19 protein-coding genes are annotated in these 23,647 nt (G+C 56.0%); 17 read left to right on the top strand and 2 right to left on the bottom strand.

Annotated features, from left to right (window positions below):
- Positions 1–64 precede the first annotated feature (64 nt).
- From PY308_RS20045 to PY308_RS20085, 9 genes are all read left to right on the top strand, one after another.
- Positions 65–250 (top strand): hypothetical protein, encoded by a 186-nt coding sequence (locus PY308_RS20045; RefSeq protein WP_275786183.1) that lies wholly within the window; start codon positions 65–67, stop codon positions 248–250.
- Positions 251–370: 120 nt separating this feature from the next.
- The gene (locus PY308_RS20050; protein ID WP_275786185.1) at positions 371–2,326 is read left to right on the top strand and encodes a putative bifunctional diguanylate cyclase/phosphodiesterase; all 1,956 of its coding nucleotides are present in this window, start codon (positions 371–373) and stop codon (positions 2,324–2,326) included.
- A gap of 181 nt (positions 2,327–2,507) precedes the next feature.
- The gene (locus PY308_RS20055; RefSeq protein WP_275786188.1) at positions 2,508–2,762 is read left to right on the top strand and encodes a hypothetical protein; all 255 of its coding nucleotides are present in this window, start codon (positions 2,508–2,510) and stop codon (positions 2,760–2,762) included.
- Between the two features lie 206 nt (positions 2,763–2,968).
- Complete coding sequence (locus PY308_RS20060; RefSeq protein ID WP_275786191.1) at positions 2,969–5,641, top strand: glycosyltransferase; 2,673 nt, start codon at positions 2,969–2,971, stop codon at positions 5,639–5,641.
- 86 nt (positions 5,642–5,727) lie between these two features.
- Positions 5,728–6,294, top strand: coding sequence for a dTDP-4-dehydrorhamnose 3,5-epimerase (gene rfbC, locus PY308_RS20065; RefSeq protein WP_275786192.1), 567 nt, complete (start codon positions 5,728–5,730; stop codon positions 6,292–6,294).
- Between the two features lie 35 nt (positions 6,295–6,329).
- Positions 6,330–7,397, top strand: coding sequence for a dTDP-glucose 4,6-dehydratase (gene rfbB, locus PY308_RS20070; protein WP_275786195.1), 1,068 nt, complete (start codon positions 6,330–6,332; stop codon positions 7,395–7,397).
- Positions 7,394–8,290 carry a dTDP-4-dehydrorhamnose reductase gene (gene rfbD / locus PY308_RS20075; RefSeq protein ID WP_275786198.1) on the top strand — a complete coding sequence of 299 codons (897 nt, stop codon included), beginning with the start codon at positions 7,394–7,396 and terminating at the stop codon, positions 8,288–8,290. The genes rfbB and rfbD overlap by 4 nt, the downstream gene beginning before the upstream one ends.
- A gap of 18 nt (positions 8,291–8,308) precedes the next feature.
- Positions 8,309–9,175: a glucose-1-phosphate thymidylyltransferase RfbA gene (gene rfbA, locus PY308_RS20080; RefSeq protein ID WP_275786200.1), complete on the top strand. Its 867-nt coding sequence runs from the start codon at positions 8,309–8,311 to the stop codon at positions 9,173–9,175.
- 61 nt (positions 9,176–9,236) lie between these two features.
- Positions 9,237–11,891, top strand: coding sequence for a glycosyltransferase (locus tag PY308_RS20085; protein ID WP_275786203.1), 2,655 nt, complete (start codon positions 9,237–9,239; stop codon positions 11,889–11,891).
- A 104-nt stretch (positions 11,892–11,995) separates the two neighbouring features.
- Here the strand turns inward: PY308_RS20085 and PY308_RS20090 are convergent, their stop codons facing one another.
- Together PY308_RS20090 and PY308_RS20095 are read right to left on the bottom strand one after the other, a co-directional pair.
- Entirely contained in the window at positions 11,996–12,730 is a 735-nt protein-coding gene (locus tag PY308_RS20090; RefSeq protein ID WP_275786204.1) for a P-loop NTPase family protein, read from the bottom strand.
- Between the two features lie 17 nt (positions 12,731–12,747).
- A complete protein-coding gene (locus PY308_RS20095) occupies positions 12,748–13,959 on the bottom strand; it encodes a glycosyltransferase family 4 protein (protein ID WP_275786206.1) in 1,212 nt (403 codons plus the stop codon).
- Between the two features lie 148 nt (positions 13,960–14,107).
- Here PY308_RS20095 and PY308_RS20100 point away from each other — a divergent pair, with 148 nt between their 5' ends.
- The 8 genes from PY308_RS20100 to PY308_RS20135 all read left to right on the top strand — a co-directional run bounded on the left by PY308_RS20100 (position 14,108) and on the right by PY308_RS20135 (position 23,632).
- The gene (locus PY308_RS20100) at positions 14,108–15,181 is read left to right on the top strand and encodes a polysaccharide pyruvyl transferase family protein (RefSeq protein WP_275786209.1); all 1,074 of its coding nucleotides are present in this window, start codon (positions 14,108–14,110) and stop codon (positions 15,179–15,181) included.
- Between the two features lie 113 nt (positions 15,182–15,294).
- A complete protein-coding gene (locus PY308_RS20105; protein WP_275786211.1) occupies positions 15,295–16,239 on the top strand; it encodes a polysaccharide pyruvyl transferase family protein in 945 nt (314 codons plus the stop codon).
- 124 nt (positions 16,240–16,363) lie between these two features.
- On the top strand, positions 16,364–17,560 hold the full coding sequence (locus PY308_RS20110; protein ID WP_275786213.1) for a polysaccharide biosynthesis/export family protein: 1,197 nt from the start codon (positions 16,364–16,366) through the stop codon (positions 17,558–17,560).
- A gap of 157 nt (positions 17,561–17,717) precedes the next feature.
- Entirely contained in the window at positions 17,718–19,007 is a 1,290-nt protein-coding gene (locus tag PY308_RS20115; protein WP_275786216.1) for a KpsE/RkpR family capsule polysaccharide export protein, read from the top strand.
- Between the two features lie 33 nt (positions 19,008–19,040).
- Positions 19,041–19,832, top strand: a complete 792-nt coding sequence (locus PY308_RS20120; RefSeq protein WP_275786220.1) for an ABC transporter permease — start codon at positions 19,041–19,043, stop codon at positions 19,830–19,832.
- Positions 19,833–19,950: 118 nt separating this feature from the next.
- A complete protein-coding gene (locus PY308_RS20125; protein ID WP_275786222.1) occupies positions 19,951–21,378 on the top strand; it encodes a mannose-1-phosphate guanylyltransferase/mannose-6-phosphate isomerase in 1,428 nt (475 codons plus the stop codon).
- A 203-nt stretch (positions 21,379–21,581) separates the two neighbouring features.
- Positions 21,582–22,910, top strand: a complete 1,329-nt coding sequence (locus PY308_RS20130) for a glycosyltransferase family 4 protein (protein ID WP_275786225.1) — start codon at positions 21,582–21,584, stop codon at positions 22,908–22,910.
- Positions 22,911–22,957: 47 nt separating this feature from the next.
- Positions 22,958–23,632: a hypothetical protein gene (locus tag PY308_RS20135; RefSeq protein ID WP_275786228.1), complete on the top strand. Its 675-nt coding sequence runs from the start codon at positions 22,958–22,960 to the stop codon at positions 23,630–23,632.
- The last annotated feature ends 15 nt before the right edge of the window (positions 23,633–23,647 follow it).

The raw sequence follows: 23,647 nt of genomic DNA on the forward strand, positions 1-23,647 counted from the left end.
CCGAGTTGAACCAAAAGGATAGACAAGCGTTGAGCAGCTGTAACGCTGATGACGGAGACCTGAGATGACAATTCCACCCGACCCTCTTCCAGACGTGCCTGGCGTACCACCCCTCGGTCAGCCCGATCCGCCGATCGGAGAACCTGAGCCAGATCGTCTGCCGGACGAAGATCCTGTTCCCAATCCGGATGAAAACCCGCAGCCGCCCCAGTATGTCGGGCCGCTCGATGCACTTCGCGATCTGAGTTAGGACAAATCGTCGGGCAGGCGCGAGGTTTGACGATCCGTCAATCGCAATCCCAGTGGGCGATTTTTTAGCTTTGCTTCATTTTTATAGCCGATAGTCTCCGCTTGGGAGGAGACAACTGCGATGCGCGGGCGACTGAAAGCATTTTTTGCCGTCGATGAAAGCAATCCTGCTTTGATTCAGGCACAACACGCCGCGTTTTCACAGCAGATCCCGCTCCTTTATTTCATGCTGCTGACCAACACGGTGGCATTGTCTCTGACACACCTGAATTCCGCGCCGCGGTATTTGACGGTCTATATTCCGGCGATGCTTGGCATTGCATGCATCATCCGCGTGTCGATGTGGTGGCGAACACGCTTGCGGGTGATCAGTGATCGGATGGCTGCGGCTCGTCTCCGCTCCACGATCAGGCTTGCGGGCATTCTCGGTTGCAGCTTCACCGCATGGGCCCTCGCTCTCTTTCCTTACAGCGAAGGACTGGCCCGGGTTCACGTGGCCTTCTACATGGCCGTGACGGTCATCGGCTGCATCTTCTGCCTGATGCATCTCCGCTCGGCAGCCTTGCTGGTGACGGCCATTGTTCTGACACCCTTCACGCTGTTCTTCGCTTTGACCGGCGAGCCGGTTTTCCAGGCGATTGCGATCAACATGGTGCTTGTCGCAGCGTCGATGATATACATTCTCTTGACCCATTATCGCGACTTCGTCGATCTGATCGAATCTCAGAAGGCACTCACCGCCAAACAGGAGGAAACGCAAAAGCTGAGCGATGAAAATCGCAGGCTTGCCAATATCGACAGCCTGACGGGCCTCGCCAACCGCCGGCGCTTTCAGGACGAGTTCCATGTGCGCATTGAGGCCGCAGCGCAGCATCATGAGCGCCTGGCCATCGGCATCATCGATCTTGATGGCTTCAAACCCGTCAACGACGCCTTTGGCCATGCAGTCGGCGATGCCGTGCTGATCGAGGCAGGCAGCCGGCTGAAAACCTTCGAGAACGAGGGCGTTTTTGCTGCACGTCTCGGCGGAGACGAGTTCGGTCTGATCGTAAAAACGGGAGACAACATTGCCCTGACGGAGTTGGGGCAGCGAATATGCCATATGTTGCATGTTCCCTGCCACGTGCGCGGCATATCGGCAAAGGTTGCGGGCTCTCTCGGTTTCGCTGTTTTTCCCGATGCCGGGACACAGGCGTCTGTGCTGTTCGAACGCGCGGATTTTGCACTTTACCACGCAAAAGAGCATCACCGCGGCCAAGTCGTGGTTTTTTCCGAGCACCATGAAAGTGAAATCACCCGTCTCAGCCGTATTCAGCAGGAATTGCAGAACGCCGAGTTCGAACGGGAGCTCAAGGTCGTCTTTCAGCCTTTTGTCGATATGGACACGAGCAGGGTCATCGGGTTTGAAGCACTCGCACGATGGCACAGTCCCGCACTCGGCGCCGTCCGGCCTGATATTTTCATTCCGGTTGCCGAGCGTTGCGGGATCATTGCTGCCATGACGCCGGTGCTTTTCGAAAAAGCACTGCAAACCGCCGTCCAGTGGCCTGCAGATACCCGGCTCTCCTTCAATCTGTCCACAAAGGACATCATGTCTGAAAAGACGGTCTCCGCGCTGATCGATATACTTTCAACGAGCGGCTTTGATCCATCCGCGCTGGATTTCGAAGTGACGGAAACCAGCGTCATGTCGAACTTTTCGCTCGCGCTGGAGAATCTCGACCGGTTGACCGCGACCGGAGCCGGAATTGCGCTGGACGATTTTGGTGTTGGGCAGTCCAGTCTCGGCTACGTGCATCGGTTGCCGCTGCGCAAGGTCAAGATCGATCGAAGCTTCGTGGTCGATATCTGCACGAACATCTTCAGCCAGAGCATTGTAAGGACGATCGTCGACCTCTCCCGCAATATCGGCTGCACCTGTATTGTCGAGGGCATGGAGACAGCGGAACAGGCGCTTCTGCTGCGCAGCCTCGGCTGTCGCGTCATGCAGGGTTATTATTTCGGCAGGCCGATGGACGGACCGGATACTTTCTTACGCCTGGGTATGTCCCACCCTTCGGCGGCACTGGCCTTATAGGTTGAAAGTCCGAAGCGCAGCCAACAACCATCAACCACGCAGCCGGACAGCAAACAAGGCTCACGCAAGCTCGACTATGGATAACGGTCCGGCCTGCAGAACTGAATGAGCGCGCCGACCCGTTGCCTGAACCCGCAACCCGCTCAGCCAGTCGCAGATCACATGCTCGATGGAGGGTTCCATGTTTCAGCCACTCGACGGAAATGCAGCGCTTGAGGCGGAGGATCTCAACCTTCTGCAAAGCTTCCTTGAAGCCTGGTGCGAGGAAAATGCTGCCGACATTCGCAGCGAAGCCGCGAGCGAGGTCGCAGCCGGGCTCATCGCCTGGTATCAGTCCGGCGTCAGCGACCGCATCCGGTTGCAGGCTATGTTCAAGGATGACGTGGTTCTGACCGACCGCATCGATACCCTGCTTTGGGAACTGTCGGCGCTCTGAATCCCGGATGTTATAACGGCTTGTCAGGCAATCAATGTCCGAACAACTGCAACGACCGCGTCGCCTGATCGTCAGCGGCTCGCCTTTACAAATTGTCAAACCGGTCCCATTTTGCATCGCCTCCAAGCAATGCTATCGGCAGGTACACGCAACATAATTTTGAACCTGCGGGCGCAGGTCAATGCTATCACAGCACTGGAAGCCTCATGAGTTCACTGGACGAGGTCGAGCGACTGAAGGGACTGGGCCGGTGGCTCGAAGCAAGCGCTGTTTACGCGAGCCTCCTTGAAAGCGACATCGAGTCAAGCCCGCGCTGGGTGCAACTGGGGCATATGCTGAAAGAGGGCGGGGCATCGGCGGATGCTGAATTTGCCTACCGCTCGGCCATAAGGGCAGATGGCACCGATCCGGACCCCCGGCTGCATCTTGCCCATCTTCTGAAGAATCTCGGGCGGCTTGAAGAGGCTTTGACGGAATTCGAAGCGCTGGACCGGCTTCCCCACGAGACGAAGGTTTCCCAGGAAATTGCAGGCCTGCGCGTCGCTCTGGCGCCGGAGAACCGGCAGTTGCGTCCGGCATCGGCAGATCTTCTCGACACAGTGGCAAAACTCGAACCGCACCGATCCAGTATCGATCGGTTGAAATCACGACAGACCCAGATCGCCGAGCGTGAGCGCGACGCTTTGTTCGCCGAAACGCCAACTCCGGCGAAGCCAAGCGGCGGTGCCGCAGCACTCTACAAGGCGGCATGCGGACGGCGGCTCGATGTAAAGCTCGTTCCGAAGGCCAATCTGATCGTCAGGAACGGCACCTTCATTGCAACGACGCCCAATCCACGTTTCGACCTGCTGTACGAAGACGGCGGCCCACCCGGTGGCTGGATCGAGATCGAGTTTGGCATCGAGGGGAAATTTCCCTCTGTGGACCCAATTCTCTATGTCGAACACAGTCCGCATTGGCAGGCATTCTCGTTCTACCGGCTTTCGCAACACGACGGCCGGTTTTACGCCTTATGTCTCCTGACAGCGCCAGTGCTGTCGATGCGGCTCGACCCGGTGCAGTTCGAAGGCGCCTTTAAGGTGACGGTCTTCCAGATGAAACAGAGAGGCCTGCCGGGCGCCCTGCGTGCAGCCTGGAGGATCGACCGCCGTTCTGCCCGAGCCGCACTTTCCAGCTGGCGCACGCACAGACGTCTGAGCCAGCTTGAAGACGACATCAGCAACATACTCGCGTTCAAAGGCCCCGATTTATATCAACGCTGGATCGGCAGACATGGCACGCCTAAGCCTGAGCAGATCGGCGCGCGACAGAGAATGTCCGAGAGATGGTCGAAGCCGCCGCGTATCACCGTGCTGATCCCGTTCGACCTGCAGCAAACGGATGCGTTGAAACAAAGTCTTCTCTCGCTATCCGGCCAGATCTACCGCCACTTCAAGGTGCAGTTCATCACCGCCGCATCGTCTTCAGATGCGGATGAAACGACGCTATCCGTTTTTCTGGAAGAAAAACACCGACTGCCGCCAGTGGACAGTCTACCGGCCGCGATTGCGGGGGGGGACGATGATTTTATGCTGATGCTCGAACCGGGTTCGACGCTCGCGCCCGGGGCCTTGTTTGCCTTCGCAGAAAAAATCGTCGCCAACCCTTCGGTGGATCTTCTTTATGGCGACGAGGACAGTCTCGAGGACGGCCGGCGCTGCAATCCCCTGTTCAAGCCCGATTGGGATCCCGACTACGAGGCGGCAACGGGCTATCTCGGCAACTTTGTCGCCATCAGGTGCAACCGGTTGAAAGCGGCACTGGAGGCAGCGCCCGCACCCGCCCCTCACTGGTTCGACCTTACGATACAAACCGCCTATACGATCAAGCCACACCAGATCGTCCATATTGCCGCCGTTCTCGGCCATATGGACAGCCGGCTACCGTCAATTGCGTCGAGGGCTTTTACCGCCGAGGGGCAGGAACTGCTCGCGCAAGCCATCGGCACACCCGGCATCAGGATCGTAGCAGACGGCCCCGGGCTCAACCGCATCGTCAGGCCTGAACCGCCGGAATGGCCTCACGTCACCCTGATCGTTCCGACACGCGACCGGGTAGACTTGCTTCGTCAATGCCTTCACTCTCTCTTGTCCATGACGGCCTATCCGAGCTTCGATATCATCATCGTCGACAACGACAGTTCCGAGCCGGAAACTCTTGCCTATTTTGCCGAGCTTGGTGGGCAACCGGACATATCGGTCCTGCCTGTTCCGGGTCCCTTCAATTTTTCGGCGCTCAACAACGCGGCCGTGCAACAGGCGCGCGGCTCCATCGTCGGTCTCGTCAACAATGACATCGTTGCCGTGGAGGAAGGCTGGCTCAAGGAAATGGTGCTCGAAGCCGCCCGCCCGGAGATCGGCGCCGTCGGAGCGAAGCTTCTATATCGGTCGGGGCATGTTCAGCATGCCGGCTTCGCCTGCGGCATCGGACTGGTGGGGGGACATCCCCACAAGTTTCGCGGGCGCGATGATGCCGGCTACATGATGCGACTTGCAGCGGCGCACCGCGTCTCAGCGGTGACGGCAGCCTGCCTGATCGTGGAAAAACGGAAGTATCTCGATGTCGGTGGCCTGGACGAAAGCCTGGCCGTCGCCTTCAATGACCTCGACTTTTGCCTGAAGCTTGGAGCGGCAGGCTATTTCAACCTGTTTACGCCTCGCGCGCAATTGATCCATCTTGAAAGTGTCACTCGCGGACTGGACACCACGCCAGAGAAAGAGAAGCGCTATCGCGACGAGGCGAGCATCGTCCTGGGCCGCTGGTCGAAAATCGTCAAAAACGATCCCTACTACAACATCAACTTGACCAGGGAACGCGAGGACTACTCCATTGGCCCATGACCGAGTGGCGAACAACTTGCCGGTTGCTTCGAGTTTCAGCCAACGGTAAGACTGCACCCAAACCACCGCTTGAATGGAAACAGACATTGATCTTCTCGCCCCTTTCGATTCCAGACGTCGTCCTTATCCAGCCGAAGAAGATTGGCGATGACCGCGGCTACTTCATGGAAACCTTCCGCCAGTCGCTGTTCGAGGAACAGGTCGCAGCGGTCGATTTCAAGCAGGACAATCAGTCGCTCTCCGCTGATGCCGGAACGGTGCGCGGCCTGCATTTCCAGCTCGAGCCACGGGCCCAGGGCAAGCTCATCCGCTGCATTGCCGGCGCCATCTTCGACGTCGCCGTCGATATCAGGGTTGGCTCTCCGACCTATGGAAAATATGTTTCGGCAGAACTGACGGCACAGAACGGTCATCAGCTCTGGATACCGGCTGGCTTTGCCCATGGTTTCTGTACATTGCAACCGGCAACCGAGGTCAGCTACAAGGTCACGGACTATTACAGCCCGGAGCATGACCGCGGCCTGCGATGGGATGATCCGGCGATCGGCATCGATTGGCCGGACGTGACCAGGACTGCCGTGGTTTCCGGCAAGGACAAGGTCCAGCCGCTCCTTACGGAGCTGTCAGAAAGCTTTTCATACATTCAAAAATAATTCATCATAATCTCTTTCAATACAGGTTTACCGATATGCGCGTTATTGTCACCGGAGGAGCTGGCTTCATTGGTTCGGCTGTCGTTCGTCATCTTGTCCTCGACAAGGGATACGAAGTTCTCAACATCGATAAACTCACCTATGCCGGCACCTTGTCGTCTCTGGCGAGCTTGGACAATCAGGCCAATCACCGCTTTTTGCAGGCGGACATCTGCGACAGGAATGCCATTCAGGAAGCTTTCGACACATTTCGTCCCGATCGGGTAATGCACCTGGCTGCCGAAAGCCATGTCGACCGGTCGATTACAGGGGCTGCCGATTTCGTGCAGACCAATGTCATCGGCAGTTTCACCATGCTGGAAAGCGCGCGGGCCTATTGGAACACCCTGGCAGGAGACGCGAAGGCGGCATTCCGGTTCCTCCACGTCTCCACCGACGAAGTCTACGGCTCTCTTGGTGAGAATGGGCTGTTCACGGAAACGACGCCCTACGACCCGAGTTCGCCCTATTCGGCCTCCAAGGCGGCCTCGGATCATCTGGCCAAGGCATGGACCCGGACCTACGGCCTGCCTGTGGTCGTGTCCAATTGCTCGAACAATTACGGCCCCTATCATTTCCCTGAAAAATTGATCCCGCTGGTCATCCTGAATGCGCTCCATGGCAAGAGCCTTCCCATTTACGGCAGCGGCAGCAATATTCGTGACTGGCTGTATGTCGAAGATCATGCACGGGCGCTTGACCTGATCGCCGAACGCGGCGCGATCGGCGAGACCTATAATGTCGGCGGCCGCAACGAGCGGCGCAATGTCGATGTCGTGACCCGCATATGCGAGTTGATGGACAAATTCCGGCCGCAGGGCAAACCGCATTCGCAGCTTATAGAATATGTTGCGGACAGACCTGGACATGATGCGCGCTACGCAATCGATGCGACCCGCCTTGAAACGGAACTCGGTTGGAAAGCCTTGGAAAATTTCGATACCGGCATCGAAAAAACGGTTCGCTGGTATCTCGACAATGAATGGTGGTGGCAACCGTTGCGCGATGGCTATGACGGTCGGCGCCTGGGGCTTCTGCAGGGTGAGGTTCCTAAGAAATCATGACGCGGAAAAAAATTCTCGTCACAGGCCGGGAAGGCCAGGTTGCTCGCTCGCTGCTTGCGCGCGCTGAAAACCATCCAGATATCGAGATTGTGATCCTTGGCCGGCCTGAGATTGATCTTGGCGAGCCGGACACGATTGTGAGCCCGCTGAAGGCGATCAGGCCGGATTTGATCGTATCCGCCGCGGCCTACACGGCCGTCGACCAGGCCGAGAGCGAAGAGGATCTTGCTCGACGGGTTAACGGGGATGCGCCGGGGGTGCTGGCCCAAGCCGCAGCCGAACTTGGTATTCCAATCCTGCAGATCTCCACGGACTATGTTTTCGACGGCAGCAAGACCGGCGCCTATGTCGAGGATGATCCGGTTTCTCCGCTTGGCGCCTATGGCCGTTCGAAGCTTGCCGGCGAGCTTGCAGTTGCAGCGGCAACGGACAACCACGTCATTCTGCGAACAGCCTGGGTCTACAGCCCCTACGGCAAGAACTTTTTGAAGACCATGCTTCGCCTGGGCGCTGATCGCGACCTGATCAAAGTGGTAGCCGATCAGTATGGAACGCCGACATCCGCGCATGACATCGCTGACGCCGTTCTGACGGTGGCCGGCAATGTTCTCCAGAGCGGAGACCCCGCGTTACGAGGAACATTTCATCTGACGAATGCCGGTAGGGCAAGCTGGGCAGAGTTTGCCGAGGCTATTTTCGAGACGTCGAAGATACAGGGCGGACCGTTTTGCAATGTCGAGCATATTCCTTCGAGCGCTTATCCGACACCGGCGCAACGGCCGGCAAATTCGCAACTCGATTGCAGCAAGCTCGCTGATAAGCACGGTGTTTCCATGCCGAATTGGCGGGAGGCCGTGAAGCCGGTGGTCAAACAGGTTTTAAAAACAGTTTAGTTTTGGGAGTATTTGAGTATGAAGGGAATTATTCTCGCGGGCGGCAGCGGTACCCGGCTTCATCCGATGACGCTGGTGACATCGAAACAACTGATGCCGGTCTACGACAAGCCGATGATCTATTATCCGCTTTCGACGCTGATGCTGGCCGGGATCAAGGATATCCTGATCATTTCGACACCCCATGATCTGCCCAGCTTTCAGCGCCTGCTCGGAGACGGCAGCGATTGGGGCATTCAGCTGAGCTATGCCGAACAACCGTCACCCGATGGTTTGGCCCAAGCCTATATCATCGGCGCCGATTTTGTTGGATCGGACCCGTCCTGCCTTATCCTCGGAGACAATATCTTCTATGGGCACGGCATAACCAGCCTGTTTGAAAATGCGGCTGCGCGTCAGACCGGCGCGACGGTTTTTGCCTATCATGTGGCCGATCCCGAGCGCTATGGCGTGGTCGAGTTCGATGATCAAATGAAGGCGTTGTCGATCGAGGAAAAGCCGCCGCAGCCGAAATCGAACTGGGCCGTGACCGGCCTGTATTTCTATGATGCCGACGTCGTTGATATCGCCGCCAATCTTGCCCCCTCGCCCCGGGGCGAACTTGAAATTACCGATGTCAACCGGGCCTATCTGGAACGCGGCTCCCTGAATGTCGAACTGATGGGCCGAGGCTATGCCTGGCTCGACACGGGAACGCCCGACAGCTTGTTGGATGCCGGCGAATTCGTCGCAACGCTGGAGCGCCGCCAGGGCTTCAAGATCGCCTGCCCGGAAGAAATTGCCTATCATCAAGGCTTCATTTCTGGCGAGCAGCTGGAAAAGCTGGGCAAAAAGCTGGGCAAGAGCACCTATGGCAAATATCTTCTATCGAAGGTTTTGGCTTAGGTGACGGTTAGCGGCTGAAGCCGGCTTGTCTGAAGCTTTTTTCAATACCGGGAATTTCAGTGTGCGGAAAAATTTTTCTACGTTTTTCGGAAGTGCCAATTCGAGCCTTTCCAAAGCCATCCAGCAGGGCGATAGGTTCAATCAGGCGCGCAACTGGCCCGAAGCCGCTCGATATTATCAGCTGGCCGTGAGCATAGACGACACCCGCGCGCCCATATGGGTTCAGCTCGGCCATGCGCTGAAGGAAACGGGAAATTTCGCAAAGGCACAGGAAGCCTACGCAACAGCAGCAGAACTCGACCCCAAGGATTCGGACGCCTATATCCATCTCGCGCATCTCTTGCGCCGGACGGGCGACACCTGGAACAGTTTTCTTACCTTCCTGAAAGCCATCGATGCTGACGGAAACGAGGAAGCTGATCGGGAAGTTGTGCGGATGATCGGATCGGACAGATCCTATCAGGAGACGCTTGGCCTTTTGAAGCAAGTTTTCGATGGTGAAGACTATCTCAAGATAAACCCGGACATCCGGCAGGCAGGCGTCGATCCGACAAAACATTATCTATTGCATGGCTGGAAGGAAAAGCGCGTTCCTTCCCGCTATTTTGATCCCTGGTATTACGAACAAAAGTATCGCAGGGCCTTGAAGAAAGGTACTATCCCTCTGGTTCACTATGCTGAAAACCGGCACAAGGGCTTCAAGGGAAATCCGATCGGCGAAAAAATGTGGTTCGTGCCGGTGGCACCGAGTGAGCAGGAATGGGCGCGTATCGAACCTGCATGCCGCTCCAGCGAGACGAGAGCTGTCGTTATCATCCCCGTTTACAAGGGATATGATGAAACCCTTGCGGCGGTTTATCATGCAGTCGCGGCGCGGGGGCAGTCGAACTACAGCCTTCTTGTCGTTAATGATTGTGGCCCGGACCTGCAGCTGAACGCCGAGCTTGAGAAGCTCGCGGCGCGCAATATGTTCGACTACCATGTGAACGACCGGAACCGTGGCTTTGTGCAGACCTGCAATTATGCGATTGAGGACCTGTCAGGATCTCTCGATGTCGTACTTCTGAACTCGGATGCTTACGTCTTCGATGGTTGGTTCGACCGCCTTGTCGCCCATGCCGACAGGGATGAAAAGATATCCACGATCACGCCGCTGTCCAACAATGCGACGATCTGCAGCTACCCGCTGACCGATCGGGATAACTTTCTTGCATTGGAGGTGACGCCGGCCGAACTGGACAAATTTGCCGCTGAAGCCAATGCCGGCATCTCCGTTGAGACGCCCACGGGAGTGGGCTTCTGCTTTTATATGCGCCGCAGCGTGATCGAACAGATAGGGGCGCTGGACTCGAAGACCTTTGCGGTGGGGTATGGTGAAGAAAACGACTTCTGCATGCGTTCCCTGAACGCCGGCTTCAAAAACGTCATCGCCTGTGACGTTTTTGCTTTTCACGTCGGCTCGGTATCCTTTTCCAGCATCAAGGAAACCAACTTCGATGCGGGCCAGAAAGGCCTGTCGCGCAAGCACCCGAATTACGTTCCGCTCGTCACCTACCATGTCGCAGCCGATCCGGCGCTGCATTACCGCCGGCAGCTGGATCTCGCCCGTCTTGCTCACTATGCCAAGGGCTGCGTGCTGGTCGTCACCCATGAATGGGGAGGGGGAATCGAGACCTATCTGAACAACAAGGCTGAGGAATTCCAGGAAATCTCGCCTTCCATTTTAACGATGACAGTCTCGGGCAGACATTATGCCAGCTTCTCTTTCCAATCCGACAGTGAGATCTTCATACCCAATCTTTCGGGGATAGATCTGCGGGTGGATCTCGATTTTATCGAGGAAATCATCGGAACGATTGCGCCGGGACTGATCCATGTCAACAGCTTTGCGGGACTGGCCTGGACGTTTCATTCCGCATTGCTCGACATTCTTGGCAGATCTCCCGCGCGAAAGCGGTATGTCGTCCATGATTATTCGCCCGTATCCCACAATTTTCAACTGATCAGGCCAGATTATATCTATACCGGCTTGCCGTCGCAGGACATGTTGCGATCCTGGGCTCGCATGAAATCCTCCGACCCGGTGGATGTCTGCGACCCCTCGGTCCGGCATGAAGCATACAGAAAATTCTTTGCCCTTACTGAAGTCGAGGCCCCGAGTAAAGCGGCAGCGGACATTATCAATATCTACTATCCCGACGTAAAGATCGAGGTTGTTCCGCATGTCGAGCGAGATATGCCCCTTCCGCTGAAGAAGGAACACCGCGTCGTCGGCCAGCGTCTTCACATTGCGTTGATCGGAGCGATCGGCCCGCACAAGGGATCGAATGTTCTACTAGCACTTGCAAAGGATGCTCAGGAGCGCGGCTTGCCCATCGATTTCAGCGTCGTGGGCCACACAAATCAGGATGACGCACTGAAGCAATACGGCGTAAAGATTACCGGGCGTTATTATTCAGAGGAGGATGCCGTGGAGCAGCTCGCCGAGTTGGCGCCGGATTTTGCCTTCATTCCCAGCGTCTGGCCTGAAACCTATTGTTATACACTCTCCTTGGCATTTCATATGGGGATAGAACCGCTGGCCTTCGATCTCGGCGCCCAGGCCGAAAGGATCAAGGCCTCCGGCACGGGCCACTGCCTGCCGACGAAGCTGATTAACGACCCCGTCGCTCTTGCGGATCATCTCCTGACGCTCCACCGGCCTTTGTCCTCGTGAGACCCATGGAATGGGACAGCCTATACGTGGCCGTCCCAAATCGGCTGCCGTTACCGTGCCTGAAGGTGACCGAAACCGCAGGATGAGTAGGCGAGCGGCGATATCTACATCATCTCGTTGTTCTCTTCTCTCTCTTCTTTCTCCTCCACATTGGCGACGCTATCCAGTTCTCCGTCACCATCTTTAAGCTTGTCCTTGCCAAACCAATTTTCCGCCTCGTCGGCTGAGTTCACTTCGTGAATTTGGAAATCGTCTATAACAAAGAAATCATTGCAATATTTTCTCAGCAGGTTCGGCGAGGACGTCACGATGATGAAGCCGGCAGATTGCATCCGGTCTTTGACGAGTTCCTCGCATTTGTTTCTAAAGGCGCCGCGCCCACCAATAATGCTTTCATCGACGATGTAAGTCTCGAACGGAATGGCGTAGCACGATGTAAACAGAAGCCTTGTGCGTTGATCTCGATTGAGATGCTTGAACGGCTTGTCGAGCGCATCGCCGATTTCCGTGAAATCCAGCACGAAACGAATGATTGGAACCGGATCGAATCCGAAGACACGGCAAAGGAACGCCAGGTTCTCGCGACCTGTCAGAGATCCGTTGAAAACACCAGGAGCGGCAACCGGAAACGACACCAGAGAGGACCGTTTTACTCGCCCCGTATCGGGACGTAGTTTGCCCGTCGTCAGGTTGGCGACGGTCGATTTTCCGGTGCGCGGCGGTGCAAGAATTCCGGTCAGTCGGTCAGGGTTGAATTCCACGTTGGCGCCCTCGAGCACCTTGGTCCGGTGGGTTTTCTGCCTGAGGGTTTTGTGGACATTGATGAATTCGATCGTCACGTTCAGTCTTTCACCTGTTAATGGCCAGACCCGCTGCTGCGTGCAGCAATCTCTTTGAGCCAGGCAAAGCCGTCCAGCGGGCTCAGAAAAATTGTACCCGGCGGTGCAATCTCGCGAAACACCGGAATGTCAGAGGCGATGGATGGCACCCCCAAGGCCGCCGCTTCCAATATAGGGATGCCGAGCCCCTCGGCAAAGGAAGGAAACAAGAGCGCCTTGGCCTGGCGCAATATCGTTTGAATTTCGAAATCCGAAAGACCTGAGAACTCGAACACCGAGTTTCCGATCACCTCGCACCGGTCAAGCATATCTATCACATTTTCGTTTTCCCAGCCACGTTTCCCGATAATGCAAAGACGGGGCGGATCCTGCCGCTGGGCAAGTTCACGCCATATTTGCAGCAAAAGAAGATGGTTTTTTCGGGGTTCGATCGTTCCAAGCACAACGAAGAAAGGTCTTTGGTCCGCCAGAAATGCATCGACACGCGGCGAAAGTGGCCTTTGCGGCGCGCTTTTGAACTCCAACGTCGGCACGACCACGTCGCTTTCCTTCAAGGTCCAGCCGTTTCGCGATGCGAATGAGGAAACCCGCCTGTCTGTGTCCCATGAATTGCTGACGGCGATGATCGGAACATCCGTCAGTTCTTTCAGAAAGCCAAGAAACTGCCGCTTGGTTTGCGGTCTTTGGTATTCGGGATATTCGATGGGTATGAGATCGTGAAAATAAATGAGGCGCTGCATTTTCTGCTGCGGATCGAGGCGTCGCATCCCTCCCTTAACCTTGCCCACACCCGAATGCGAAGCGACGACATAGGTCGTTTGCTCGGCGACGACATCTTCCCCCGCTGAAAGGAAGCGTCGTAGGAAAGGCTCAATATTCAGACGCGGCCCGACAAACAGCCGTCTGCTCGCCCCGCGTGCTTCGCCGTTCCAGGCATGCCGCAGGGCTTCAAGAACACTCTCTCCCAAAGTCCTCGGTAGAATGCAGACCCCATGCATGCCCGCATGGACGAAATGACAATTCGGGCCAAATCGCTGGGAAAGGTCCAGACCAATGGCCAGATCAATCCGGTCCACCCCTGTGCCAAACGGTTTTCCATAACTGCGGACCAGCCGTGAAATATCGAAAAGGACGCGAGGCGTTTCAATCGAAAGGGGCCGCATTGAAAGACGATACATCGATGCCTGCAATTCCAGATGCTGTTCAAACGATGGGAAACGCCACAGCACACACTGAAGAGTTCAACATGCGCCTCCCACAAGCGCCACTTTCGCATATTAAACCGGTATGGTATACGCCGCCGCAACTGAAACGGCGGTTGCATCCTTCGGAGACAATGGAACCGGAGCCTGTATCGTCATCTAAGTATGGTGAAATTTGTCGCAAGCACTTCTTGATATCGTCCGCTCGAAAGGAACGATTCCCCTTTCATGGGTGACCACCCGCAGCGATCAGAGTTATCTCAATCTTGGCGATGCCTTGTCGCCGGTCATCGTTTCGATGATGTCCGGTCTTCCGGTCGATCATACGGCGACCAAGACGAATGCGGTAAGGCTGGCAGCCGTCGGCACGATCGGCCATATGTTCGCCGGTGGCGATGTGTCTTTCTGGGGAACGGGAACATCTCCCAACCTCAACCCCAATCAATCGGACCAGCCGAAAATCGCCTATACCCGGCCCGGCAATACACGATTTCACACCTATGCAACACGCGGCCCCTTCAGCCGGCGTATTCTGGCACCGGACGCGACCGGCGCTGCGGTTTATGGCGACCCCCTATGGCTTCTTCCCCGCTTCCACGAGGCACCGAAGGAGAAAACCCATGAGCTGGGTGTGATTTTGCATTTGTCGGAGCTGGCTGACCGCGAACATGCGGCGCATCCCAAGCCTGACTCGATGCGCCATGTCATCGATGCCGCCGACCGGCAGACGGTGAAACTGATCAATACGGTTACGCCCGTATCGATCGATGGCTTAAGAGACAGGCTAGACGAGATCCTGGCGTGCAAGCGTATCGTTTCGACCAGTCTTCATGGAATGGTGTTTGCGGAATCCTATGGCATTCCGTGCCTCTATTTTTCGCCGCGATCCAAAACACCGGGGCTGGGGCGCATTGATTTGACGCTCGAGGAAGGGCTCGATCTGCGATTTGTGGATCTCTACCGGGGCCTTGGGCAGGACCATCTGGATGTGTGGTATCAGCCGCGCGGCGTCAAGACGGATTGGAATGCGCTGATCCAGACAATCGACCGCGTCTGGGAACAGAAATATCTTGACGAGGATGCGCTGATCGAATCTTTCCCGCTTCCTCTCTCCATGCTGGAAAAAGGCCAAACGGGCAGCGCATTCGATCACCCCCTGATTCGAAGCGCTCCGGTTGTCCGCGAGCCCAATCTCATCGAACGCGCCACGAACGGCTTTCTCTCGCGTTTTTTTAAGCGGACACGATAGAAATGGTGGTCGCCATGGGCTTAGAAACAGCAAAGCGCTTGCTGGGCCGTAAAACCTTGCCGGCTGCCGGCGTTCTGTCCAGGGATAGAACCAGCCGCCAAAAACGAATTCGCTTGTCCTGGGTTTGGACCACGCAGCAACATCCGGATGCCAACCTCGGCGATGCGTTGAGCGCCGTCATGGTGTCGGCCATATCCGGACTGAAAATCGATCCCTCGGCTTTCAATCAGAAAAGCGAGCGGATGACCGCGGTAGGCACCATCGGCCATGCGCAGCGTGGAGGAAAAGTCCATGTCTGGGGCACCGGCTTCGATTTGAACCGCGACCCCACCGGCGCCGTGGGTGAATACCGGGTGCCAGAGGATACGACCCTGGTCGTTCACGCTGTGCGCGGCAAGCAGACGGCGGCGGGGTTGCGCAAACTCGGGGTCGATGTTCCTGATATTTTCGGCGATCCCGTCTGGTTCCTGCCGCGCATCTTTCCCTTTGCCAGCCTGGAGAAGAAATACGAACTCGGAGTCATCGTTCATATTTCGGAACTGGATGAGGCGACGGCTCAAGCCACCGTGCGCAAGAATCTTCTGCGCTACAATATTCCCTTGGAACTTTCCAAGGAAATCAAGATCATCAACACCTACACCGGTGCAAACCTCGCCGGAATGCACGACAAGATCGAGGAAATTGTTTCCTGTCGCCGCATTCTGTCGACCAGTCTTCACGGTTTGGTCATTGCTGAGACCTACAATATTCCCTGTGCCTGGTTTTCCACCAATCAGGGCGAGTCCGGGTTTTTGCCCATCGACGGATCACGGCCGATCGATCATCGCATGATCGATTTCTATGGCGGCGTCGATAGGGACGCGGTCTTGAGTTATCTGCATCCGCACCACAAGGAAACGGCCTGGGAAAAAGCGATCGCGTTTATCGATACGCATTGGCAACCATTAACCTATACGGGAGAGGCTCTTTTCAACGCATTTCCATTGAAACACGCCGTTCGATTCCAGGATAATGTCTGGAATTGCTCACCAGAGGTGTTGCAGGGAAACCGTTATTGATGGCCTTTGATGCGCTTGGTGTGTCGCTTTTAACTAAAAATTGCTGTTTTTGTCGACGTGGCTTTGATGTGATTGTCTAGGCAGGTGCTTTGCGATATCCAGTGCGCACCTGAGATCGAGTGAAATGGCTTGGATACAAGCCGACAAGTACAGGGTTACCATGGGGCATTTGGACAAATTCACCAAGATTTCATTGACCGCGGTCTGTGTTGCCCTGTCATCGTGCACGATGCCAAGTTCCGGGCCGAGCGCCAACACGATCCGGGCGGAAGCTAAAGAGAAATACGCACCTTACACGTTGATCAATGTCAACTCCGGCGTCGCTTCCATTCTGGATCAGGCTCTGGACCAGCAACTTTCGGTATCGCTTGGAAACAGTAAAAAGCGAAGTTCGTCGCTGATCGGCGTGGGCGATACGGTAGCGATTTCCATTTGGGAAGCCTCCCCTGATGGCTTGTTCTCCAGCGGCGCCGGCCGTGGTGGCGGAACGCAGATCCCCGAACAGCCGGTTTCGGAAGCCGGCACTATCTCGGTTCCCTATGCGGGTGTCATCAAGGCCGCGAACCGGACCCCCGACGACGTTAAACAGTTGATCGAGCAAGCTCTCGTCCGCATGGCCGTCCAGCCGCAGGTTCTTGTCAGCGTCATCAAGAACGTGTCCAACACGGTCACGGTGACTGGCGAAGTGGCAAATAGCGGACGAATTCCCCTCTCGCCGCGTGGCGAGAAATTGCTTGACGTTATCGCAACTGCAGGCGGTCCGCGCATTGAATCCCACCAGCTCTCCGTGCAGATCACGCGAGGCAGGCGGACAGAAACCATTCCTATGGAACGCCTGATTTCGGATCCGAGCGAAAATATCTACGTTCAGTCAGATGATGTCGTGGCGTTGATCCGGCAACCCCGCAGCTTCACAGTGTTTGGCGCAACCACCGCCAATGCATCGGTGCAGTTCGATGAATCGAAGCTCTATCTCAACCAGGCACTTGCGAAGGTCGGTGGCTTGAATGACGATCGGGCAAATGCAAAGGGCATATTCATCTACCGGTCGGAATCGACGAGTTTGCTTCGCCGACTGATGCCGCAAAAGGATTTTTCGGCCTACGGCTCGACGACGAACGTGATCTATCAAATCGACTTGACCGATCCGAGCGGGTTCTTCCTGCTCAAGGAGTTCACCATGCGGAACCGGGATTTGATCTATATCGCCAATTCCTCGCTTGCCGAAGTGCGTAAGTTCGCAACGCTCGTCAGTTCGACGGCCGCGCCGATCGCACAGGCGGCTTCTGTGACCAATGCACTTTCGGACCTGGGCAAGTAGCCACAAAAGGCTTCGCCTCAAAGCCGCCCAGTTGTTGCAGTTAAAGCTCCATCGGTAACGCCGATGGAGCTTTGCGTTTGATGCACTTTTTCAAGTTGCATATTCGTGTTATGAAACATGCTCGTTGTGGCAAAGCGCCCAATTCAGGAGATGAAATTTGAAGGACGTGTCCGGGTCGGCGAAGCTAGACAAAACAAAAACGCGACCGGAGGATACCGGCGCACTGGTTTTGCGGCTCGATGATGTAAGACCTGCGCGGCAGAAGACCAGCGCGGTTCCTGCCACCAAGGAATTCCCCCGGAAAACGACGGTTACGTACAAATCCGCGCGCATGACGGGCATGGTCGCCAAGGCGAAGGGTGGCATATCCGGCACGTGGATTTCATTTTTCCTGATGGTAATCGTGCCAACTGTTATCGGCGCGCTCTATTTTGCCTTTGTCGCGTCTCCTCAGTATATGTCGGAGTTCCGTTTTTCCGTGCGCCCGACGGATGGTGCCGCAATGTCTTCGTCCGTCGCCGCAGATGCGGCGCTTGCCATGTCGAACAGTTTTATCGTGTCCGACTACGCGTTGAGCCGGGACGCCGTGGAATCGCTTGAAAAGACCATCGGCCTGCGTGACATTTATGCGGGAGAGACAATCGATCATTTTTCACGGTTGCCGCAAGACGCCTCACTCGAATCGCTCGTGGATTACTGGCGCGATCATGTATCGACGAGCTATGACCTCATGACCGGCATCAATGTGATCGAAGTTACGGCCTTTACGCCGGCAGACGCTCACAAGATTTCCGTCGCCTTGCAGGCGCTGTGCGAACAACTGGTCAATGATATCTCCGAAAAGGCACGCCAGACACAGATGGCTTTTGCCAAGGGCGAACTCGATCGCTCGGAGCAGAGGCTCAAGGATGTTCGTCAGCGTGAAACGGAACTGCGCTCCGGAGAGAAAAGCATCGATGTCAGGAAGGAGGCCGAAGGCAAGCTTCTTTTGAACAACAGGCTTCGCGGCGATCTGGCGAACTTGGAGGCTCAGTATTCCGCACTCTCAAGCTATATGGACGCGACTTCGCCGCGCTTGACTGTCCTGAAGAACCAGATTGCGGCCGCACGCGAGCAGATCGAGAACCTGCAGACGCAGGTGTCCACGGTTGCTGGCTCGACGCCGGGTATGCTTGATGATGCCCAGCGCATAACCAAATACGATCAGTTGCAGACCGATGTCGAGATCGCCACGAAGCTCTACAGCTCGTCTTTGACGAATTATGAAAATGCCCGTATGCGTGCCAACAACAGCCAAACCTATCTGGCAACCTATGTTCAACCGAGCATCGCACAGGTCGCATCATATCCCCGCGTGTTTGTGGATACGCTGCTGTTGCTCTTGTCGGCCATTGGTATCTGGGTTGTATCGACGCTGATCTATTACAGCATCCGCGATCATGCTTGATCGGGACATCGGACCGGGTTTGGGACAGTTTTAATGAATGCGATCGCCATCGGCCTTTCCCGTCAGGTAAGAATCGTCAGTGCGCTGACGATTCGTGAAGTTCGGTTGCGCAACAGCAAGCACGCCTTCACGCAGTTGTTCGATCTGCTGGAGGCGGTCGTTTTCATTGTCGTGCATTACGCTATTTTCAAATTTCTTGGGCGGCATATCCCCATCGGAGATAGTCTGCTTCTTTTTATCAGCACGGGCATTCTCCCCGTGCTGTTTTTCCGCACCATAAGCATTCGAGCAGCATCGGCCATAGAGGCGTCCAAAGCCGTGACGGCTATCCCGTATATTGAGGCAATCGACTACGCTATTGCACGAAGCTTTGTCGAATTCCTTTCATTCGTTATTGCTTTTGCGGGCTTTTTTGCGCTGATCGGTGTTCTCGACCTTTCGCGTCTCGCGGTTCCATACAACCCGATTGCGATCGTTCAGTTTTTGATTCTGATTTCACTCTTCGGCTTCGGCATCGGCCTGATCAATTCATTCCTGGCGTTTCTTTTTCCCCTATGGACATTCATCTGGGGAATGATCTCCCGTGTTCAGATTTTCTTCAGCGCAGTCTTCTACATTCCGGAATATATGCCGCCGCAGATGAAAGAGATTTTGGTTTACAACCCTATAATGCATTTCGTCGCGCTGTTTCGTACCGCTTTTTACTCCAATTATCCGACACACATGCTTTCAATGAACTACATGATCGGCTGGACTTTTGGTGTTATGCTCGTCGGTCTGGCACTCGAAAGAGCGCTGCGAAACCACAGGGCCAACGGACACTGAGGGCAAGCGCAACATCGTGTAGCCCTTCGGCTGGTGGGTGCCGGTAAGACTACCGGGTTCGGTCATTGTTCGGCCAAACGCTCGAGACGCGATTGCCTGAGGCTGCAGAGGAATATTCATGTCTTCGAAAATCGTGCCGGTCATAATGGCTGGCGGCAGGGGAACGCGGCTTTGGCCGCTGTCCCGATCAGCATCTCCCAAGCAATTTCTTCAGTTTCTCGGCGATCACTCCCTGTTTCAAAGAACCTTGCAGCGCATTTCAAACTCCGAGCTATATGCGCCGCCGATCATCGTCACCAATTCCGAGTTCCGCTTTATCGTTGCCGAACAGGCTATGACGGTGGGGGTTCCCCTTTCAGCTATCCTGCTTGAGCCGGTGGCACGCAACACAGCCCCGGCACTTGCGGCGGCGGCCTTTATCGTCCAGCGCGACCATGGCAGCGGCGCCATCATGCAGGTTATGGCCTCCGATCACGAGATCGATGCCTCGGCGCACTATTTCGATTGTATTGCGGTCGCGCGCGCGACAGCAGAATCCGGCAGGCTCGTGACCTTCGGCATCGCCCCCACCGAGGCGGCCACGGGCTACGGATATATCGAAATTGGCGTCGACCTCGATACCGGCGCCAAGACGGTGGCCCGGTTTGTCGAAAAACCGGATCAGGCCCGCGCCGCGCAATTGCTCGAGAGCGGACGGTATCTCTGGAATTCCGGAATGTTCATGCTGCCGGTTGGACTATTTTTAAGTGAGCTTGCCACCTTCGTTCCGGCAGTCCATGCAGCCGTGCAGAAGGCCGTCGAAAACGCAGCTGCCGATCTCGACTTTGTCCGTCTCGATAGCGCTTCCTTTAGCGAAGCACCGGACATTTCGGTCGACTATGCCGTGTTTGAAAAAACTGGCCATGCGGCTGTCGTGCCCTCATCTTTCTGTTGGTCCGACCTCGGCAGCTGGGATTCCGTCTGGGCCATTGGTGACAAGGATGCTTTCGGCAACGTCATCGGCCCGCAGGCCACGGTTTCCAACACCAGAAATTCGCTCATTTTATCCCGGGACATCCATCTTGCCGTCCACGGCCTGGACGATATGGCCGTAATCGCCAGCGAGGATGCCGTCTATGTCGGTCGCTTGGCCGACAGCCAGGATGTCGGGCAGATCGTCAAGCAACTGGCGAAAACGCCAGAGACCCGCAAGCTTGCCGAAGTTCATCCCACATCCTACAAGCCATGGGGAGCGGTTGCCTCGGTGCTGAGCGGTGAACGTTTCGAGGTCAAAAGGCTGCATGTCGCTCCGGGACGGAAAATATCCCTCCAGAAGCATCATCATCGTTCGGAGCACTGGATTGTCGTGCAGGGCACGGCCGAAATCACCATTGGAAACGAGATCCGCCTGTTGCACGAAAATGAGTCGATCTACATTCCTCAGGGCGAAGTTCACAGATTGAGCAACCCCGGGAAATTGCCCCTGGAACTGATCGAGGTGCAAACCGGCTCCTATCTCAAGGATGATGATATCGTTCGTTTGGACGATGAGTTCGGCCGGGCGTGACATCCGTGCCAGCCCGTTGATGAGCCCCCGCCTGCCCGGCAACAGATGAGGTTGCTTCCAAAATGGTGATCGCCTAGATAGCAATTAATCGCTCTCGTCATCGGCTGCGCTGATCCTCTCTGAAGCAGTCGGCCGGTGACATCGGTTAAGCCTGCGGCCAATCCGGATCTGGTTCGGCCGACAACAAATTAGGATTAGTTTTCATGTCCAGTGCCCGCATCATGGTCGATGGCTACAATCTCGCGCTGGAAAAGGGAACGGGCATTGCCACCTATGCTCGTAACTTGAGCGAGCAATTGTCAGGACTTGGCCATCAGGTCGACCTGATGTACGGGGTCCGGTCGTCGGCTGGGAAGAATGAGCTTCTTGCGGAAGTCAGCTTCTTCGACCCGTCGACGAAATCGATGCAGGCCCACGAAGTCATAAAGCGTCTTATCACCTCGCCTATGGGTGTCAGCGCCAGACAGGTGCCGATCACGGGCAAGGTCATCGCCAGAACGACCGCTGGCGGACTTCCCGTGCATGACCGGATTTTCAACGCGCGCGACCTCTATACGCTATCGCGTTGGCACTTCAGAACCTACGGCCAGTTTCTGAACGTTGACTATCCCGGCGCCGCCGATATTGCCCATTGGACCTATCCGCTGGCCGTGACGCTCAAGAATGCAGCCAATCTTTACACGATCCACGATCTGGTACCCTTGCGGTTGCCCTATACGACGCTCGACAACAAGAAGGAATTCCTGAAGAAGGTCCGGCGGATCAGCGAAAAAGCCGATCATATCGTCACAGTCTCTGAAGTTTCCAAGAGGGATATCGTCGAACTTTTGGGTGTCGATGAAAGCCGCGTGACAAACACCTATCAGGCGGTCAATCTCCCGAGCTACATCCTGAACCGCCCTGAACATGAGGTGCGTCAGGAGGTCCAGTCCATATTTGGTCTGGAGCACAAGGAATACTTCCTGTTTTTCGGCGCGATCGAGCCGAAGAAGAACGTCGCCCGCATTATCGAAGCCTACTTGGCCAGCCAGACGAACCGTCCGCTTGTCATCGTCGGCCAACTGGTTTGGAAGAACGCCAATGAACTGCGTCTCCTCGGCGTGCCCCAGGACACTGGGAAATCGCGCCGGAGCCAGTTTTCCGATCCGACGATCGGTCATGCATCGAAAACGGCTTCCGTCGTCCGGCTGGAATATCTCCCTCTCAACCTGCTGACATCACTGATCCGCTGTGCTCGGGCCGTAGTCTTCCCTTCGTTGTACGAAGGATTTGGACTGCCGATCCTCGAAGCCATGCAGTTGGGCACGGCCGTGATCACGGGCAGCGAAGGCGCGAACCCCGAGGTCGCCGGCGACAGCGCGTTGATCGTCGATCCTTACGATGTTAATGCAATTACGCAGGCCATAAAAGATGTTGCACATGATGACGGACTGGTGGAGCACTATCAGACAGTCGGCCTTGAGAGGGCGAAGCTGTTTTCGCCGGAGAGATACGGCGCCCGCCTGCAGGAACTCTATGCAAAACTGAAATAAGCTATTCGGACCGTAAGCAAAATTGTGATCCAAGAAGCAGGCCGTCGATGACAGATCCGAAATCGTCTTTGAATGATCTTCTCGCAAGGGCACGAGAAGGCGCGCTGGCATCGGCCGACAAGAATGCATCGGCGCTTCTTCTGGAAATTTGTGCCGCCACATCGGCCCTGATCGCCGAACAGGACGATATCCGCAAGGAAGCTTTCCGGGACGGAATCCGGGGCGCCGCGAAAGTCATTCGAAACCGGCAAGCCGCTCCCGGGTCGGCGCTGTCCGAACTGTTTACGGGCGAGAACAGCAATCCGGATCTTTTTGCCGAGGAATTGAACGGGATAGCCGATAATTTGACGGTGACCGTGGCGGACCTGCGCAAACTCCGTCAGAAGATCAATTCCGCACCGGATGGCAGCGATGACATCGATGACGATATTCGCCGGGTCTATTATTCGGTGATGAACGAGCGCAATCCGACCTCTGCAGACGTGTTACCGCCGGGCTCACCGTCGCGCTCGCTCGACGTTGCAACCTTCGTTATCGAAAAGATACTCCGCAAGGGCTGGTGGACGCTCGGCAATAGCGGCGTGGATGCCGATGACAAGCCTGTCGGCAAGGTCGGCATCAGCCCAAGTGAGAGCTCCAAGCCGCAGACCGCGGCAACCACGCCTCTGACTTTGCTGTCCGCCCTTGTCCTCGCCTTGATTGAAAACAGCAAGTCGCGCTGAGGTCACATATAGGTG

This window comes from Pararhizobium gei, from assembly GCF_029223885.1.
Lineage (GTDB): Bacteria > Pseudomonadota > Alphaproteobacteria > Rhizobiales > Rhizobiaceae > Pararhizobium > Pararhizobium gei.

Coding starts and splice junctions, on each gene's coding strand:
- PY308_RS20050 (WP_275786185.1), top strand. CDS start 371: ATGCGCGGGCGACTGAAAGCATTTTTTGCCGTCGATGAAAGCAATCCT.
- rfbA (WP_275786200.1), top strand. CDS start 8,309: ATGAAGGGAATTATTCTCGCGGGCGGCAGCGGTACCCGGCTTCATCCG.
- PY308_RS20130 (WP_275786225.1), top strand. CDS start 21,582: ATGTCCAGTGCCCGCATCATGGTCGATGGCTACAATCTCGCGCTGGAA.
- PY308_RS20055 (WP_275786188.1), top strand. CDS start 2,508: ATGTTTCAGCCACTCGACGGAAATGCAGCGCTTGAGGCGGAGGATCTC.
- PY308_RS20125 (WP_275786222.1), top strand. CDS start 19,951: ATGTCTTCGAAAATCGTGCCGGTCATAATGGCTGGCGGCAGGGGAACG.
- PY308_RS20120 (WP_275786220.1), top strand. CDS start 19,041: ATGAATGCGATCGCCATCGGCCTTTCCCGTCAGGTAAGAATCGTCAGT.
- rfbB (WP_275786195.1), top strand. CDS start 6,330: ATGCGCGTTATTGTCACCGGAGGAGCTGGCTTCATTGGTTCGGCTGTC.
- rfbD (WP_275786198.1), top strand. CDS start 7,394: ATGACGCGGAAAAAAATTCTCGTCACAGGCCGGGAAGGCCAGGTTGCT.
- PY308_RS20135 (WP_275786228.1), top strand. CDS start 22,958: ATGACAGATCCGAAATCGTCTTTGAATGATCTTCTCGCAAGGGCACGA.
- PY308_RS20045 (WP_275786183.1), top strand. CDS start 65: ATGACAATTCCACCCGACCCTCTTCCAGACGTGCCTGGCGTACCACCC.
- PY308_RS20110 (WP_275786213.1), top strand. CDS start 16,364: ATGGCTTGGATACAAGCCGACAAGTACAGGGTTACCATGGGGCATTTG.
- PY308_RS20060 (WP_275786191.1), top strand. CDS start 2,969: ATGAGTTCACTGGACGAGGTCGAGCGACTGAAGGGACTGGGCCGGTGG.